A 16,263-nucleotide genomic window follows, 5' to 3' on the forward strand; every position below is an offset into this window, starting at 1 on the left:
ATATCGCGTTCCACCGAGCGAGGATCGGGGAGCGAGGTGAACGGGATATTCCGCTCCGCCCCCGCAACGCTTATTCCACCTTGATCGCCATCGCGGTCAGGCCACCGGCCGACAGCTTGCGCTTGGCCTCGGCCAGGTCACCGGCGGTGCCATACGGCCCCATACGCACGCGGTAGACGGTCTGGCCCTTGATCTGGGCCGACTCTACCCGCGCGCCCAAGCCGAGCATCGCGATCTTCGCCTTCAGCTCTTCCGCTTGGCCCGACGCCTGGAACGCGCCGGCCTGCAACAGGTAGCGGGTGTCGTCGCTGGGGGCGGGCTGGCTCGCGGCGGTCGTTGCGGTGTCGGCGGGCTTGGCCGCGGTGGGCGCACGTGCGGCCGCACCGTCCTCGCTGACCGGCTTGGGCAGCGGTTCGGTGCGGTTGGTGGTGGCCGGCGTCGCCGCCGCTGTCGCCGATCCCGTCGCGCCTGCCGCGCTGGAACCGGTCGCCGCCTGCTCCACGGCCGTTGCTTCCTGTGGACGCTGCCGCGCCTGACGCTCCGCCTCGGCGCGCTCGGTGGCCGCCAGCTCGGCGTCGGTCATCGGCACTTCCTTGCCCGGCAGCAGGGTGTAGAAGTCGTATTCCGGGTCCTTGGCTTCGCCACCCGCCGGCTTGGCATCGGCCGTGGCGGGCTTCGCCGGTGCGGCGGCCTCATCGGCCGGCAGCAGCTCGTCGTTGTCCGTTGCCACCGGGGTCGGCTGCGCGTCCGGGTTGGCATGCGGACGCAGGAACCCGTCACCCTCGCCCTTGAGCAGCTTCGGCGCCACCATCACCACGATGATGGTGATCACCACGCCCAGCACGAGCCAGGCCCAGCCGGGCAGGCCACCGCTGTTGCCGCCGTTGCGTCGCGCCTGGGTCTTGCCGCGTCGTGCCGCCATTCACATCACCTCGGGGGCGTTCACGCCCAGCAATCCCAACCCGTTGGCCAACACCTGGCGCGTGGCCATCGCCAACACCAGGCGCGCATCGCGCACGTTGGCGTCGTCGACCAGGAACTGGTGATCGTTGTAATACGTCTGGAACGTCTGTGCGAGTTCCAGCAGGTAGGCGGCGATCTGGTGCGGCTCCAGGTCGCGGCCGGCGGTGGCGACCACGTCGGGGTAGCGCAGCAGGGTCTGCACCAGCTCGTGCGCGGCGGCATCCTCCACGTCCAGCGGCTGCGCCAGGCCGTTGGACGCGTCGAAGGCGAGGCCTTGCTCGCGCAGCTTGCGCTCCAGCCCGCACATGCGCGCGTGCGAGACCTGCACGTAGTACACGGGATTGTCCAACGACTGGCTGCGCGCCAGGTCGATGTCGAAGGTCAGCTGCGAGTCGGGCTTGCGCGCGATCAGGAACCAGCGCGTGGCGTCGCGGCCGACCTCGTCGATCAGGTCGCGCAACGTCACGTAGCTGCCGGCGCGCTTGGACAGCTTCACTTCCTCGCCGCCGCGCATCACCGTGACCATCTGATGCAGCACGTATTCCGGCCAGCCCTGCGGAATGCCGCAGTCCAGCGCCTGCAGGCCCGCGCGCACGCGCGCCAGCGAGCCGTGGTGGTCGGCGCCCAGTTCGGTGATCGCGCGCACGTAGCCGCGCTGCCACTTGCTCAGGTGGTAGGCCACGTCGGGCACGAAGTAGGTGTAGGTGCCGTCGGACTTGCGCATCACGCGGTCCTTGTCGTCACCGAAGTCGGTGCTGCGCAGCCATAGCGCGCCGCCTTCCTCGTAGGTATGGCCGTGGGCAATGAGCTCGCGCACGGTCTCCTCGACCTTGCCGTCGGTGTACAGCGACGACTCGAGGAAATACACGTCGAAGCCCACGCCGTAGGCCGCCAGGTCCGCGTTCTGCTCGCGCCGCAGGTACGCCACGGCGAAGGCGCGGATGGCGTCCAGGTCGTCGGGATCCTTGGCGCCGGTGACCACGTGGCCCTCGATCTCGACGCTGTCGCCGCGCAGGTAGGCGTTGGCCACGTCGACGATGTAGTCGCCGCGGTAGCCGTCCTCCGGCCAGCCCGCGTCGTCGGGGCCGCGGCCCTGCGCGCGCGCCTGCACCGAGATGGCCAGGTTGTTGATCTGCGCGCCGGCGTCGTTGTAGTAGAACTCGCGCTTCAGGTTCCAGCCGTTGGCGGCCAGCACGCGGCCGATGCAGTCACCGATCACCGCGGCGCGGCCGTGGCCCACGTGCAGCGGACCAGTCGGGTTGGCCGACACGTATTCCACGCCCGCGACGCGGCCTTCGCCGCTGGTGTTGCGGCCGTAGCCTTCGCCCTGCGCCAGCACCTGGCCGATCTGCCGGCGCCAGGCGCTTTCGGCCACGTGGAAGTTGATGAAACCCGGGCCGGCGATCTCCACCTTGGCGATGTCATCGCTGGCCGGCAGCGCGTCCACCAGCGCCTGCGCGATGGCGCGCGGGTTGGACTTGGCGGGCTTCGCCAGCAGCATCGCGGCATTGGTGGAGAAGTCACCCTGCGCGCGCGACTTGGGGCGCTCGATCACGAAGTCGGGCGTGTCGAGGTCGGCCGGCAGGGTGCCGGCGGCGCGCAGCGCATCGATGGCCTGCGCCACCTGGTCGCGGAGGGTGGCTTTCACGTCGTAATCCGGGGAGTTGCAGCGGGAACCGGGCATTTTAACCGGGTTGTGGCCCATCGTTACCGGCCCCGGCGTCGATGTTCAGCCCATCCGTTGGCCCGCATGGCAGCGCCGCGTGTAAGTTGGGTCCGGCCATGCCTCTCGTTCGCATCCCGGTTTCGTTCAGACCCAACCCCGCGCGGCCAGCGACACGGGGGGCCCGTCGGCGATGACAAAGTGGTCCAGCAGACGCAGGTCGACCAGCGCCAACGCCTGTTTCAGCCGCGCGGTAACCGCTCGGTCCGCAGCCGAGGGCTCGCGATTGCCGCTGGGGTGGTTGTGGCCCACGATCACCGCTGCCGCGTTGAGTGCCAGCGCGCGCTGCACCACCACCCGCGGGTGCACTTCCGCGCCGTCCAGCGTGCCGTGGAACAGTTCCTCGAAGCCCAGCGCGCGGTGGCGGGTGTCGAGGAACAATGCCGCGAACACCTCGTGTGGCTGGCCCCGCAGGCGTTGGGCGAAGTAGCGCCCCGCGGCCTGCGGGTCGGTCATGGCCTCGCCGCGTTCGAGCTCCGCTGACAGTTGGCGATGGCCCAGTTCCAGCGCCGCGGCCAGCGCGCAGGCGCGCGCGGGCCCGAGTCCGGGCAGCTTGGCCAACGCATTGGGCGAGCGCTCCAGCAGCACTCGCAGCGGCCCGTGCGTGGCCAGCAGGTCGCGTGCGGTGCCCACTGCATCGCGCCCCGGCAGGCCGGAACCCAGGAAGATCGCCAGCAGCTCGGCGTCCGACAGAGCGCCGGCGCCACGGGACAGCAGTTTTTCACGGGGACGCTCGGTCGCCGGCCAGTCTCGGATGTGCATGCCCACAGCATTCCGCCCACGAGCTGCGGGCGCCGTCGGGCGCCAGCGCGGCATCAGGTAAGCTAAATGCTGCTTTCGCGGTAGGAAAATGCCCCCTCCATGGCCGATGACACACCCGCTCCGTCCGGGGCCCTGCAGGGCCAGCGCGTGCTGCTGTGCGTCTGCGGCGGCATCGCCGCGTACAAGGCCGCCGAGCTGGTGCGCCGTTTGCGCGACGCCGGCGCCGAGGTGCGGGTGGCCATGACCGACAACGCGCAGCGTTTCGTCGGCGCGGCGACGTTCCAGGCGCTCTCCGGGCAGCCGGTGCGCACCTCCTTGTGGGACGAGGCCGCCGAAGCCGCCATGGGCCACATCGAACTGGCGCGCTGGGCCGACCGCATTGTGGTCGCACCGGCGACCGCCAACACGCTGGCCAAGCTGGCCCACGGCTTTGCCGATGACCTGGTGAGCACCCTGTGCCTGGCCAGCGACGCGGCGCTTTTCGTGGCGCCGGCGATGAACCGGCTCATGTGGGCGCACCCCGCCACCCGGGCCAATATGGCGACGCTGCAAAGTCGTGGCGCCACGCTGCTGGGTCCCGGCACGGGCGGCCAGGCCTGCGGCGAGACCGGTGAAGGCCGGTTGATGGAGCCCCTGGACATCGTCGCCAGTCTCGCCGCCGCGCCACTGCGGGGCCGCGCATGAGCGCGGCGTCGTCGCTGGCCGGCCTGCGCATCGTGGTGAGCGCCGGCCCCACCTTCGAGGACATCGACCCGGTGCGCTTCATCGGCAACCGCAGCAGCGGCAAGATGGGCTTTGCCATCGCCGAGGCCGCCGCGCGCCGAGGTGCCGAGGTCGTGCTGGTGGCCGGCCCGGTGAGCCTGCCAACGCCCCCGGGCGTGGCCCGGATCAACGTGCGCTCGGCGGCGCAGATGCACGCCACCGTGCTGGGCGCGCTGCCAGCCGATGTCTACATCGGCGCCGCCGCCGTCGCCGACTACACCCCGCGCCAGATGGCCACCGGCAAGATCAAGAAGCAGCCCGGCCAGGACACCCTGGTGCTGGAGCTGGTGCGCACCGCCGACGTGCTGGCGGATGTGGCGGTGCACCCGCAGCGTCCGCGGCTGGTGGTAGGCTTCGCCGCCGAGACCCATGACGTGGCGCACTACGCGCGCGGCAAGCTGGTCAACAAGAAAGTCGACCTGATCGCCGCGAACCGTGTCGGCGTGGAAGGCAGCGGGTTCGAAGCCGACGACAACGCACTGATGGTCTATTCCGCCGACGACGAGGCCGCGCTCGGTCCCGCACCCAAGGCACAACTGGCCGATGAACTGCTGAATCTCGTCGCCGCCCGGATGGCGACCGCATGAGCCGCGTCCACCACTTTCTGGCCCTCTGCTAAGGACCGCATGCACCACACCCTCGAACTGAAGATTCTCGATGCGCGCTTTGGCACCGAGTGGGCCCTGCCCGAGTACGCCACGCCCGCCAGCGCCGGGCTCGACCTGCGCGCGGCGCTGGATGCCCCGCTGGTATTGCAGCCGGGCGACGCCGCGCTGGTCCCGTCGGGGTTGGCCGTCCACGTGGGCGACCCGACGCTGTGCGCGGTGATCCTGCCGCGCTCGGGGCTGGGCCACAAACACGGCATCGTGCTGGGCAATGGCACCGGCCTGATCGACGCCGACTACCAGGGACCGCTGATGATCAGCGTGTGGAATCGCGGGCGTGAGGCTTTTACGATGCAACCGGGGGATCGCATCGCCCAGCTCGTCGTACTGCCGATCGTACGGGCGACGCTGCAGGTGGTCGAGGAATTCGAAACCAGCGCACGCGGCGCAGGTGGCTTCGGCCACACCGGCGTGCGCTGACAGGGGAAACGCATGGTGGACATGAAGATCGAGCGCCCGCAGCTGTCGCTGGCGCAACTCAAGCCGCTGCTGCCCGTGGTGATCGTGGGCTCGTTGCTGCTGGCCGCGTGGTTCGGCTGGAGCGGCTGGGAACAGCACCGCGGGGGACAGCGCCGCGACGCGCTGCAACAGGCACGCGACATGGCAGTGCAGCAGGTACGCGCCGCGATTGCCACAGACACCAAGCGTCTGACCGAGCAGGTGGGCCAACCGGCCTTCCTGGCCGCCCTCACGGCTGGCGACCTTGCCACCGCATCGGCGGAACTTGCCAAGGGGTGGCCGGAGGCCAATGGTGCCAGCGTGCAGCCCACCGACTTGGGTGCCGCGTACGCGGCGCTGGCGACCCCGGGCAACGGCGGTTATGGCCGATTGGCCGCGCTGGAGTCCGCACTGTCGGCGGGCAAGCCGGTGGTGGCCATCGTGCGCGAAGGCGGGTCGAACCAGATTGCCGTGGCCGCACCCGTGCCGTTGGGCGGCAAGCCCGTGGGCGTGGCCAGCGTGTTGCTGCCCGCCGCCCGGGTCGCGGGGGCGGTGGAACAGGCCGCGGTCGATGACGGCAGCTACCTGGCCCTGCGCCAGGGCGGGCACAGCGTGATCGAGCGCGGCGACGTGGCGTTGAACCAGGGCGCCGAGGCCTTGGCTGCCAAGGTGCCCGGTAGCGACCTGCGCGTGGCCGCTGCCGTCCCCGACGTGGCCGGTGGACCGCTTGGCTTGGGCGCGCTGGCCTGTTTCGGTGTGGCCGGTGGTTTCCTGCTGCTGGCGCTCCTTGCCTGGCGTGCGCCCACGCTCAAGCGGCGCGTGGCGGCGGGCGAGGAACCCGTGGAGTCCGCGGAGTTGACCCTCGCCGATGTCACCCAGCACGCTGCGGCGGCCAAGCCGGAGCCCGCGCCGGTCGCCAACGCGAAGGCGCCGTCCGGCGTCGCGTCGCCCGGCGTGGACGCGGGCATCTTCCGTGCCTATGACATCCGCGGCATCGTGGGGTCGACGCTGGACGCCGACGTTGCAGCCTTGGTCGGCCAGGCCATCGGCACGGCCATGCACGAGCAGGGGCTGACCGACATCGTGGTTGGTCGCGACGGCCGGCTGTCGGGGCCGATGTTGACCGAGGGCCTCATTGCCGGGCTCCGCAAGGCGGGCTGCAATGTCACCGACATCGGCATGGCCCCGACGCCGCTGGTCTACTTCGGCGCCTACGAACTGCGCGTCGGCTCCTGTGTCTCCGTCACGGGTAGCCACAACCCGCCGGACTACAACGGTTTCAAGATCGTGATCGGTGGCGAGACGCTGTGGGGCGAGCGAATCACCGACCTTTACCGTCGAATCGCGGAGGGGCGCCTGAATGAGGCGCCCGCGCCCGGCATGCTGCAGGTGCGCGACATCAGCGAGGACTACGTCCAGCGCGTCGCCGCCGACGTGCAATTGGAGCGTCCCCTGCACGTCGTGGTCGATGCCGGCAACGGCGTGGCCGGGGACCTCGGTCCGCGCGTGCTGAAGGCGATTGGCGCGGACGTCACCCCGCTGTACTGCGAGGTGGACGGCACCTTCCCCAACCACCACCCGGACCCCAGCGAGCCACACAATCTCGCCGATCTCGTCACCACCGTGGCGCGAATGGGCGCCGACCTGGGCATCGCGTTCGACGGCGATGGCGATCGTTTGGGCGTGGTCACGCGTGAGGGTGAAAACATCTTCCCGGATCGCCTGTTGATGCTGTTTGCCGCCGACGTGCTGGAGCGCAACCCGGGCGCACAGATCATCTTCGACGTGAAGTGCACGGGTCGCCTGCCGGGCCACGTGCTGCGCCACGGTGGCAGCCCGCTGATGTGGAAGACCGGCCACTCGCTGATCAAAGCCAAGATGCGCGAGACGGAGGCGGAACTGGCGGGCGAGATGAGCGGGCACTTCTTCTTCAAGGAGCGCTGGTTCGGCTTCGATGACGGCATTTATTCGGCGGCGCGTCTGCTGGAGATCCTGGCCGCCAGGCCGCAGAGCCCCAGCGAGACCCTGTCCGCGTTGCCCAACGGCATTTCCACGCCGGAGATCAAGGTCGAAGCCCCGGGCGGCGACCCGCATGCGTTCGTCGATCGCTTTGTCAGCGGCGCGAAGTTCGAAGGCGCCCGCCTGTCGACCATCGACGGCCTGCGCGTGGATTGGCCCGACGGCTGGGGCCTGGTGCGCGCGTCCAACACCACGCCCGTGCTGGTGATGCGATTCGACGCGGACAGCGAGGCCGCCATGGCGCGCATCCAGAACGCGTTCCGCGAGCAGTTGCTCGCATTGCAGCCGGACCTGGGGCTGCCGTTCTGACGCCCGCGGCTGGTAGATCAGCCCATCTGGACGTAACAAGGGGCGCCTGGGCGCCCCTTGTTACATCTGACGTCGCGCGGGCGCCGCGTGGCCTGTAGGCCGGGTCCGCCTCAGCCGCCCGTGGGTGGCGTGGCCGGCACCTTCAGTTCCCGGTATCGCTTCAACGCGGCCGCCAGTTCGGCATCGATGGCCGTACGATCTTCGCGCTGACGCACCAGCAGGGCCTGCTGGCGCACCAGCTGCTGGTGCTGGGTCTGGATCGAGGTAGCCAGGGTTGCCGGCACCGGCTTGCCGGCCAGCTCCGCTTCGCCCGCGCGCTGCAACAGGCTGACCAGACTCTGCCGAAGGCCGGTCACCCCCAGAGTGGAGGCTTTCACGGTCTCGTCCAGCAGGGTAATCCGGTGTTCGAAGGCGCGCAGCAACTCTTCCTCCGTGGCATAGGACTCCACCATGGCGCGTTCGCGACGCTCCTGATCCTCCGCGGCCAGCGCCGTGGCACGGGCGGCTTCGGCCTCTTGCGCCGCCGTGGCCCGCTCGGTCTCGGTCAGCGCACGCGCCACCTGGCCGGTCTTCAGGCCGCTCTTGGCGCTGATTTCAGTGCGGGCCGCATCGGCCGCGCTAGCGGGCAGCGCGTCTCCGCAGACCTTGCGACCATTCTCGTTCCAGCAGTAGAGCTTCTTGCCGCCCTGCTGCTGCGCGACCACGGGTGCGCTGGCGAACATCACCAACAGACCCGCGGCCAGCGCCGTATTCATCGTTTTCATTCCGGCCCCCCTGCCGTTTCGCCACTGTCCAGCGTGGTGGCCTTGATCATGCCATCTTGCCAGCAAGAATCGCGACATGCAGGGGCCATGCGGCAGGCTGCGCGCTTACGCGACGCTGCCGTACGCCTCGCGGTACGCCAACAGCCGCTCGCGCTGGTCAGCCAGTGCCGCCGTGCTGCCCGTGAACGCCAGCAGATCGCCCAAGGTGGCCACGGCCACGACCGGCAAGCCGTGTTCGGCGGCCACGGTCTGTGCCGCGGACCGTCGGGTCTGGGCCGGGTCCAGTTCCACGCCGCCGGCCACTTCCTGGCGGTCCAGCGCAATCACGATGCCGGCCACCTGCCCGCCGGCCGACGCAATGATGCCCAACGCCTCACGGATGGCCGTGCCGGCCGTGATCACGTCGTCCACGATCAGCACCCGGCGTCCGGCCAGCGGTGCACCGATCAGCGTCCCGCCCTCGCCGTGGGACTTGGCTTCCTTCCGGTTGAACGCCACCGGCAGGTCGCGGCCGCGTCGCGCGTACTCGCAGGCCAACGCCGTGGCCAGCGGAATGCCCTTGTAGGCCGGGCCGAACAACAGGTCGAAGTCCACCCCTGCGGCGTCGACGGCATCCGCGTAGCAGCCGGCCAGTTCGGCCAGGGTGGCGCCGGTGTTGAACAGGCCGGCGTTGAAGAAGTAGGGACTCAGGCGGCCCGACTTGAGGGTGAATTCGCCAAAGCGCAGCGCATCGGCGCGCAGGGCCAGTTCGAGGAAACGGGTACGGTGGTCGCTCATGCGCATAGTGTCGGACGCGCGGGCCGTTTTCGCCACCCGGGACATCCGGTACCCTGCGACCTCGTTCATCGGCAGGGTCTCGCGCGTGCGGATCATCAGCTTCAATGCCAACGGCATCCGCTCGGCGGCCAACAAGGGATTCTTCGACTGGTTTCGTGCGCAGGAGGCCGACGTGCTGTGCCTGCAGGAAACCAAGGCACAGGAGTCCCAATTGACCGATCCGCAGTTCCGCCCCGACGGCCACCACTGCTTCTACAAGGACGCGATCACCAAGAAGGGCTACAGCGGCGTCGCGATCTACGCCCGGCGCGAACCCGATGAAGTGATCACGTCGCTGGGCCGCCCGTCGTTCGATGACGAGGGACGCTACATCGAAGCGCGCTTCGGCAATCTCAGCGTGGTCAGCTTCTATATTCCGTCCGGCTCCTCGGGCGAGGAGCGCCAGGGGTTCAAGTTCGAGGTCATGGAGTGGCTCAGGCCCGTGCTCGATGGCTGGCTGCGTAGCGGCCGCGAGTACGTGCTGTGCGGCGACTGGAACATCGTGCGCAGCAGGCTCGACATCAAGAACTGGTCCAGCAACCAGAAGAACTCCGGCTGCCTGCCGCCCGAACGGGACTGGCTCAACGGCCTGTGCGCGGATGCGGCCGAGCAGGCCGATCCGGCCGCGGGCCGCGGCTGGGTCGATGCCTACCGCGCGCTGCACCCGGAGGGCCAGGACTACACCTGGTGGAGCAACCGCGGCGCCGCGCGCGCCAACGACGTCGGCTGGCGCATCGACTACCAGTTCGTGACTCCCGGCCTGCGCGACAGGCTGCGCGCCTGCTCGATCCTGCGCGAGCCCCGGTTCTCCGACCACGCGCCCTTCACGGTCGACTACGACCTCTGACGGGCCCGCTGCATCAGCCGATTGCCGCGCGAACGGCCCGCATCACCTTTCTGCCGCTGGCGGCCGCGATCAGGCGGCCGCGCGCACGTCCGCCTCGGCAATCGCGCTTTCCACCAACCCGCGTCGCGACATCCACGCGAATAGCGCCACGCCCGGCAGCGCCACCACGGTGGTCATCACGTAGAAGTCCACGTAGCCCATCTGCTCGATCAGGCCGCCGGCGGTCGTGCCTGTGACCAGGCGTCCGACCACCGACGCCGCCGCCGACAACAGCGCGAACTGCGATGCCGTGAACGACAGGTTGCACAGCGCCGACAGATAGGCCACGACCGCCACACCGCCAATGCCGCTTGCCACGTTCTCAAAGCAGATGGTGAAGGCCAGCAACGCGTTGCTATGGCCATTGGCCGCAAGCCACGCGAAGGACAAGTTGGACACCGCCATCAACACCAGGCTGAGCAGGACGGCCCGCTTCATGCCCAGCCGTGAATACAGCGCGCCGCCCAGGAAGATGCCGATCAGATAGGCGAAAAACCCAAAGCCCACGTCGTAGGTCGCGATTTCGTCGTTGCTGAAGCCCAGATCGTCGAGCAGCAACCGCAGCGTGAGATTGGCCAGCGTGTCACCGATCTTGTGCAGCAGCACGAACAGCAACACCAACCAGGCCCCGCGGCGGGCGAAGAATTCCGCCAGCGGCCCCGTCACCGATGCCAGCATGGCGCTCACGCCGCGCTTGGCCAACGGTTCGCGGTGGCGCAGCGGTTCGCCCAGCCACAGCCCGGCCACCACGGCCGGCACCACGAACGCCGCGCAAAGCACGTAGGCCATGCTCCAGCCCGCGCGCGCGGAGACCAGCAGCGCCAAGGCGCCTGCGCTCACCGAGCCGATGCGCCAGCCGTACTGCGACATGCCGGAGCCCACACCCAGCTGGCGCGGCTCCAGGATCTCGATGCGGTACGCGTCGATCACGATGTCGAAGGTCGCGCCGGAAATGCCCACCAGCACCGCTGCGATCGCCACCGTCTGCAGTGACGTGTTCGGGTCGACCACTCCCAGGAACACCACTGACGCGGCCACCATGGCCGCCGCCAGCACCAGCCACGAGCGGCGTTGGCCCAGTCGATGCAGCACGGGCAGGTGCACGCGATCCACCGCCGGTGCCCACAGGAACTTGAGGTTGTACGCCAGGAACGCCAGTGAGAACGCCGTGACGCTCTTCTTGCTGATGCCGTCCTGGGCCAGGCGCGTGGTCAGCGTTGCCCCGATCATCGCGTAAGGAAAGCCCGATGAGATGCCCAGCAACAACGCTGCCATCGGCGCCCGCTCAAGATAGGGCCTGACCGAAGCCAGCAGGCCGGAAGTGGCGCGGGTGGGCGGTGCGGTTGCAGTCATCGGTGCGGCGCCTGGCAAGACAGCCGCCACCATAACGTGCGGCATGTCAGGCGCGAAGCCCCCCGCAAGCCGTGATCGACACCCGTGCGACGCCCGTTCAATCCGGTTATGTTAGGCGCGAAACCGGACCCTTGCGATGAGCGAAACCCTGCAGATTCAACTCGACGCAATGCTGCTGGAACGGATCCGCCGCGTCGCGCAGATGCGCGGATGGAGCGAGCCGGCGACGATCCAGCACCTGATCGAACACGGACTGTTCGCGTTGGAGCCGCGGGGCGAAGCCCGGCTCGACGATCGCGACGCCGACATCCTGCAATCGGCGATCGCCGCGTTGGAAGGCATTCCCGACGACCCGGGCTTTTCCCTGATTGGTCGCGGCAGCGGCGGTCAGGCCGGGTAGATCGCGCCCAGTACCCGGGGCCCGCGCGCGCCGGTGACGGCCGGCAGGTTGCCCGGAGCGCCGGCCAGCGTTTGCCTGGCGAGCCATGCGAACGCCATCGCCTCCACGTAGTCCGGATCCAGTCCGAACGCGGCGGTGGACTGTACCGGCGTGCCGCCCAGCAGTTGCTCGATCCGCGCCATCAGGCTTGGATTGCGCACGCCGCCGCCGCACACCAACACGCGACGCGTCGTGGGCTGTTCGCGTCGCAGTGCCTGGCAGACCGTCACCGCAGTGAGTTCGAGCAGGGTCGCCTGTACGTCCTCGGCCCGCTCGCCACCCCGCCGCTGTGCGTCGACCCAGTCCAAGTGGAACTGCTCCCGGCCGGTGCTCTTTGGCGGCGGCAGGGAAAACCACGACTCATCCAACAGGCGGTCCAGAAGGCCGCGGTCCACCACGCCACCTGCGGCAATCGTCCCGTCATGGTCGAAGGGGATGCCGAATTGCCGCTGGCACCAGGCATCCATGAGCGCGTTCGCCGGCCCCGTGTCAAAGCCGCGGACCGTGCCCGAAGCGGGCAGCAGCGTGAAGTTGCCGATCCCGCCTAGGTTGAGGACCGCGCGGTCTTCATCCACCGCATGGAGAAGCGCGGCGTGGAACGCCGGGACCAAGGGGGCGCCTTGCCCGCCGGCCGCCACGTCACGGCGGCGGAAATCCGCGACGGTGGTGATCCCGGTGCGCTCTGCAATGACGTTGCCATCGCCCAATTGCAGCGTGAACGGGTGGCATCCGTCGAAAGCAGCCCCGGCCGGACGGTGCCGTAACGTCTGGCCGTGGGATCCGATGGCGGTGACCGCATCGGCGGCGACGCCTGCTTCGGCGAGCAGTTGGATGGCCGCCTTGGCAAACGCGTCGCCAATACGCACGTCCAAGGTGCCCACCTCGTCCAGAGAGTTAATCCGAGCGCCTTGCCCGATGGCGACCAGCCGGTCGCGCAATTCGGGCGTCCAAGGGTGGGTGCGGCCCAGCACCAGGGTCCCGTGGGGCGCGGCGGCGCCGTCGTCAAAGCGGACCAAGGCGGCATCAATGCCATCGGCACTGGTGCCGGACATCAGGCCAATGAAAAAGCGAGGGCCCGTGGCAGCGTTGCGCACGGGCCCGGCATGGACGGTCATGTAAGGATCAGGCCTTCGACTTGGCGCCCTTGCGCGCGGTGTCCTGGGTCGCCACGGCCTTGTCCGGTTTCACCGGGGCCGTATCGGCGTAGATGACGTCCTCCACTTCCTGGATGCGCGCCAGCGCATTGCGCGTGTACTGGCGGAACTCGGCCAGTGCCGCGCCGCGCAGCGGCTCCGGCGGCGGCATCGTCACCGAGAGCGGGTTGCGATGCACGCCGTTGATCTGGAATTCGTAGTGCAGGTGGGGGCCAGTCGACAGGCCGGAGGTTCCCACGTAGCCAATCACCGCGCCCTGTGGCACACGCTGACCCGCAGTGAACTTCCCAAAGCGCGACATGTGGGCGTACAGGGTGGTGTAGCCGCGTCCGTGGTCCAGCTGCACCACGCGGCCATAGCCGCCCTTCCAGCCGACGAACTTCACGCGTGCATCGCCTGCCGCCATGATCGGCGTGCCGGTGCCGGCGGCGTAATCGACGCCCTTGTGCTGGCGCACGCGGCCCAGCACCGGGTGGCGGCGCGAGCCAAAGCCCGACGTCAGGCGGGCGTACGGAATCGGCATGCGGATGAAGCTCTTCTTCAGCGGCCGGCCTTCGGCGGTGAAGTATTCCGGCTTGCCATTGCGCTCGAAGCGGAAGCCGCTGTGCAGCTTGCCCCCCGCGGTGAACGTCGCGGCCAGCACCGGGCTGGTCGCCACCAGCTCGCCTTCGCGCCAGGTCTGTTCGACCACCACGCTGAAGCGATCCTTCGCGCCGACGTCCTCGTTGAAGTCGATGTCGTACTTGAAGATCTCGTCGGTCAGGGTGTTGATCGCCTTTGCGCTCAGGCCTTGCTTGCGTGCCGAACGGTACAGCGACTTCCCAACCTCACCGCTGATCACCACCGTACGGGTCTGGGAGGGCCGCTCGATCACCTTCTGTGTAATCGCGTCGCCCTTGATGGTCATCTCGACCCGGTGGGTGGCATCGCGGTCGAATCGGAATCCACGCAACGTACCGTTGACCGGCAAGTCGAACGCCAGCTCCGTGCCTGGCTTCAGGCGGCGCAGGGCATCCTTGGCACCGGGCTGGTCCAGGATCGCGTGCATCACCGAGGCCGGAACGCCCAGCTCCTGGAACAGTTCACCCAGCGTCTGGCCGCGCTCCACGCGCACGACCTGCCAGCTGTCGCCCTGCGTGCCGCGCAACCGGGCGATCGGCAGGGGCGGAAGGGCCAGCGCCATCGAGTGTCGCGGCGTGTGGTGGGGGCGCTCGATGGCGAGCGGCTTGCCCAGACCCGGCACGATAGCCGCGACCAGCATGCCGATGGTGGCGAACAGGCTCGCGTGCGCCCAGTGGCGGCGCGACCAGCGGCCGTTGAAACCTTCCCCCATGTGCCGTGCCAGCACCGGACGGTGCAAGGCGGCCTCGCGAAGGGCTTTCAGGCGTTCGCGACGTTCCTTGCCGGCGGTGTTGTCGGTCATTGGGTGCTCCCCCTACACGCGGTGCGTGAAATCCGCGTAACGCGCGTACCATAATCACGCGAGGACTGCGCGTCAAACCCTTGAGCTGAATGGAGTTTTTGACCCCTGTCCCATTTAACGGCGAATTAACTGCTACCTTTGAACGCCGTCATATTCAGTTTCGACGCCCGCTGCGAGACCCCCGCCTGTGTCTGTCCAAGTGTCCGTCCAAGAATCCCTCGACCTGATCGGCCGCGGTGCCGAAGAAATCCTCAAGCGCGACGAACTGGAGGCCCGCCTCAGTGCGTCCATGAAGGTGGGCGGCCGCCCACTGCGGATCAAGGCTGGCTTTGACCCCACCGCCCCGGACCTGCACCTGGGCCACACCGTGCTGCTCAACAAGATGCGGCAGTTCCAGGACCTCGGCCATCAGGTGATCTTCCTGATCGGCGACTTCACCGGGATGATCGGCGACCCCACCGGCAAGAACGTCACCCGCAAGCCACTGACCCGCGAGGACGTGCTTGCCAACGCCGAGACCTACGCCGAACAGGTGTTCAAGGTGCTCGACAAGTCGCGTACCGAGGTGCGGTTCAATTCCGAATGGTTCGGCCAGATGTCCGCCGCCGACATGATCAAGCTCGCCGCCCAGCACACCGTGGCGCGCATGCTCGAGCGCGACGACTTCGCCAAGCGCTACGCCGCCCAGCAGTCCATCGCCATCCACGAATTCCTGTATCCGCTGGTGCAGGGTTACGACTCGGTTGCGCTCAAGGCCGACGTCGAGTTGGGCGGCACCGACCAGAAGTTCAACCTTCTGATGGGCCGCGGGCTGCAGGAGCACTACGGCCAGCCGCCGCAGATCGTGCTCACCATGCCCCTGCTCGAAGGATTGGACGGCGTCAACAAGATGTCCAAGTCGTTGGGCAACTACATCGGCATCAACGAGCCTGCGATCGACATCGTCACCAAGACCATGAAGATCGACGATGTACTGATGTGGCGCTGGATCGACCTGCTCAGCTTCGAGATCACCCTCGCCGAGGCCGCCAACCTCAAGAGCGACATCGAGGCGGGCCAACTCAACCCGCGGGATCTCAAGCTGCGCCTGGCGCGCGAGTTGGCGGCCCGTTTCCATGGCGCCGCCGCGGCCGAAACTGCCGTCGCCGGCTGGAACGCCGCCGTGCGCGGTGAGGGCGACACCGCCTCGCTGCCCCTGACCGACGTCGGCGTGCCGGCCGAAGGCCTGCGCATCGCCGCGTTGCTGACGGCCGCCGGTCTCACTCCCAGCAACTCCGAGGCCAACCGCAAGCTCAAGGAGCGTGCGGTGCGCATTGACGGCGAGGTGATCGAGGACGCGCAGCGTCTGTTTGCTCCGGGCTTCGAGGGCGTGCTGGCTGTCGGCAAGCGAACCTTCGCCCGGGTGCGCCTGGTGCAGGCATAGCCCGCCAAAGCCACCAAAAAAGGGCGTTAGCGCCTGAACGAGCAAGACAAGAAGCGAACGCCACCTCCGGGTGGCGTTTGTTTTTCTGCTATCGGCGAAACCATGAAAGCGCGCCGCGGCGCCCAGCCAGAGCGACAGTCGTGGCTATCTCGCAGAAATATTTCCGTCATACCCCTTCCCAAATGGATTGTGCGTGTGCACAATGCGCGCCCCGCTAACGACGTTTCGACGAAGCGAGCGGGGCGCGGAAAGGGTGGTGACGGAAGCGCTTGACGAATCCGGAAGCTGCTGTAGGATGCGCGGCCCGGTTGGCGGAAACGCCGAACGGGGTAGCAAGAAAACACGATTTGGGCTGTTGACGAAA

At 68.5% G+C, this 16,263-nt stretch carries 13 protein-coding genes and 1 pseudogene; 6 read left to right on the plus strand and 8 right to left on the minus strand.

Translation table 11 applies throughout. The annotated features are described in order from the left end of the window. Positions 1 to 70: 70 nt before the first annotated feature. The 3 genes from ACYVBS_RS04855 to radC all read right to left on the minus strand — a co-directional run bounded on the left by ACYVBS_RS04855 (position 71) and on the right by radC (position 3,448). Positions 71 to 922 (minus strand): SPOR domain-containing protein, encoded by an 852-nt coding sequence (locus ACYVBS_RS04855; protein ID WP_460822145.1) that lies wholly within the window; start codon positions 920 to 922, stop codon positions 71 to 73. Then, positions 923 to 2,611, minus strand: a complete 1,689-nt coding sequence (argS, locus tag ACYVBS_RS04860) for an arginine--tRNA ligase (protein ID WP_460822146.1) — start codon at positions 2,609 to 2,611, stop codon at positions 923 to 925. It lies immediately after the preceding gene. A gap of 162 nt (positions 2,612 to 2,773) precedes the next feature. After that, positions 2,774 to 3,448, minus strand: coding sequence for a RadC family protein (gene radC, locus ACYVBS_RS04865; protein WP_460822147.1), 675 nt, complete (start codon positions 3,446 to 3,448; stop codon positions 2,774 to 2,776). Positions 3,449 to 3,547: 99 nt separating this feature from the next. Here radC and coaBC point away from each other — a divergent pair. From coaBC to ACYVBS_RS04880, 3 genes and pseudogenes are all read left to right on the plus strand, one after another. Then, positions 3,548 to 4,797: pseudogene (gene coaBC / locus ACYVBS_RS04870) on the plus strand (bifunctional phosphopantothenoylcysteine decarboxylase/phosphopantothenate--cysteine ligase CoaBC). A gap of 39 nt (positions 4,798 to 4,836) precedes the next feature. Beyond that, the gene (dut, locus tag ACYVBS_RS04875; protein WP_460822149.1) at positions 4,837 to 5,295 is read left to right on the plus strand and encodes a dUTP diphosphatase; all 459 of its coding nucleotides are present in this window, start codon (positions 4,837 to 4,839) and stop codon (positions 5,293 to 5,295) included. Between the two features lie 12 nt (positions 5,296 to 5,307). Further along, the gene (locus tag ACYVBS_RS04880; RefSeq protein WP_460822151.1) at positions 5,308 to 7,641 is read left to right on the plus strand and encodes a phosphomannomutase/phosphoglucomutase; all 2,334 of its coding nucleotides are present in this window, start codon (positions 5,308 to 5,310) and stop codon (positions 7,639 to 7,641) included. Positions 7,642 to 7,751: 110 nt separating this feature from the next. On the opposite strand, the gene ACYVBS_RS04885 is transcribed toward ACYVBS_RS04880, so the two are convergent. Together ACYVBS_RS04885 and pyrE are read right to left on the minus strand one after the other, a co-directional pair. Next, entirely contained in the window at positions 7,752 to 8,405 is a 654-nt protein-coding gene (locus ACYVBS_RS04885) for a hypothetical protein (protein ID WP_460822152.1), read from the minus strand. Positions 8,406 to 8,510: 105 nt separating this feature from the next. Further along, entirely contained in the window at positions 8,511 to 9,182 is a 672-nt protein-coding gene (gene pyrE, locus ACYVBS_RS04890; RefSeq protein WP_460822153.1) for an orotate phosphoribosyltransferase, read from the minus strand. 85 nt (positions 9,183 to 9,267) lie between these two features. Here pyrE and ACYVBS_RS04895 point away from each other — a divergent pair, with 85 nt between their 5' ends. Continuing rightward, the gene (locus tag ACYVBS_RS04895; protein ID WP_460822187.1) at positions 9,268 to 10,068 is read left to right on the plus strand and encodes an exodeoxyribonuclease III; all 801 of its coding nucleotides are present in this window, start codon (positions 9,268 to 9,270) and stop codon (positions 10,066 to 10,068) included. A 69-nt stretch (positions 10,069 to 10,137) separates the two neighbouring features. Here ACYVBS_RS04895 and ACYVBS_RS04900 read toward each other — a convergent pair whose 3' ends face one another. Then, a complete protein-coding gene (locus tag ACYVBS_RS04900; RefSeq protein ID WP_460822155.1) occupies positions 10,138 to 11,460 on the minus strand; it encodes an AmpG family muropeptide MFS transporter in 1,323 nt (440 codons plus the stop codon). A gap of 136 nt (positions 11,461 to 11,596) precedes the next feature. Between ACYVBS_RS04900 and ACYVBS_RS04905 the strand changes: the two genes are divergently transcribed. Further along, on the plus strand, positions 11,597 to 11,860 hold the full coding sequence (locus ACYVBS_RS04905; RefSeq protein ID WP_460822156.1) for a hypothetical protein: 264 nt from the start codon (positions 11,597 to 11,599) through the stop codon (positions 11,858 to 11,860). On the opposite strand, the gene ACYVBS_RS04910 is transcribed toward ACYVBS_RS04905, so the two are convergent. After that, entirely contained in the window at positions 11,848 to 13,014 is a 1,167-nt protein-coding gene (locus tag ACYVBS_RS04910) for an anhydro-N-acetylmuramic acid kinase (RefSeq protein WP_460822157.1), read from the minus strand. The two genes, ACYVBS_RS04905 and ACYVBS_RS04910, sit on opposite strands and share 13 nt — an antisense overlap. A gap of 7 nt (positions 13,015 to 13,021) precedes the next feature. After that, positions 13,022 to 14,476 (minus strand): peptidoglycan DD-metalloendopeptidase family protein, encoded by a 1,455-nt coding sequence (locus ACYVBS_RS04915; RefSeq protein ID WP_460822159.1) that lies wholly within the window; start codon positions 14,474 to 14,476, stop codon positions 13,022 to 13,024. A 199-nt stretch (positions 14,477 to 14,675) separates the two neighbouring features. Here ACYVBS_RS04915 and tyrS point away from each other — a divergent pair, with 199 nt between their 5' ends. Beyond that, positions 14,676 to 15,899 (plus strand): tyrosine--tRNA ligase, encoded by a 1,224-nt coding sequence (tyrS, locus tag ACYVBS_RS04920; RefSeq protein ID WP_460822160.1) that lies wholly within the window; start codon positions 14,676 to 14,678, stop codon positions 15,897 to 15,899. The last annotated feature ends 364 nt before the right edge of the window (positions 15,900 to 16,263 follow it).

This window comes from Lysobacter olei (assembly GCF_054777355.1).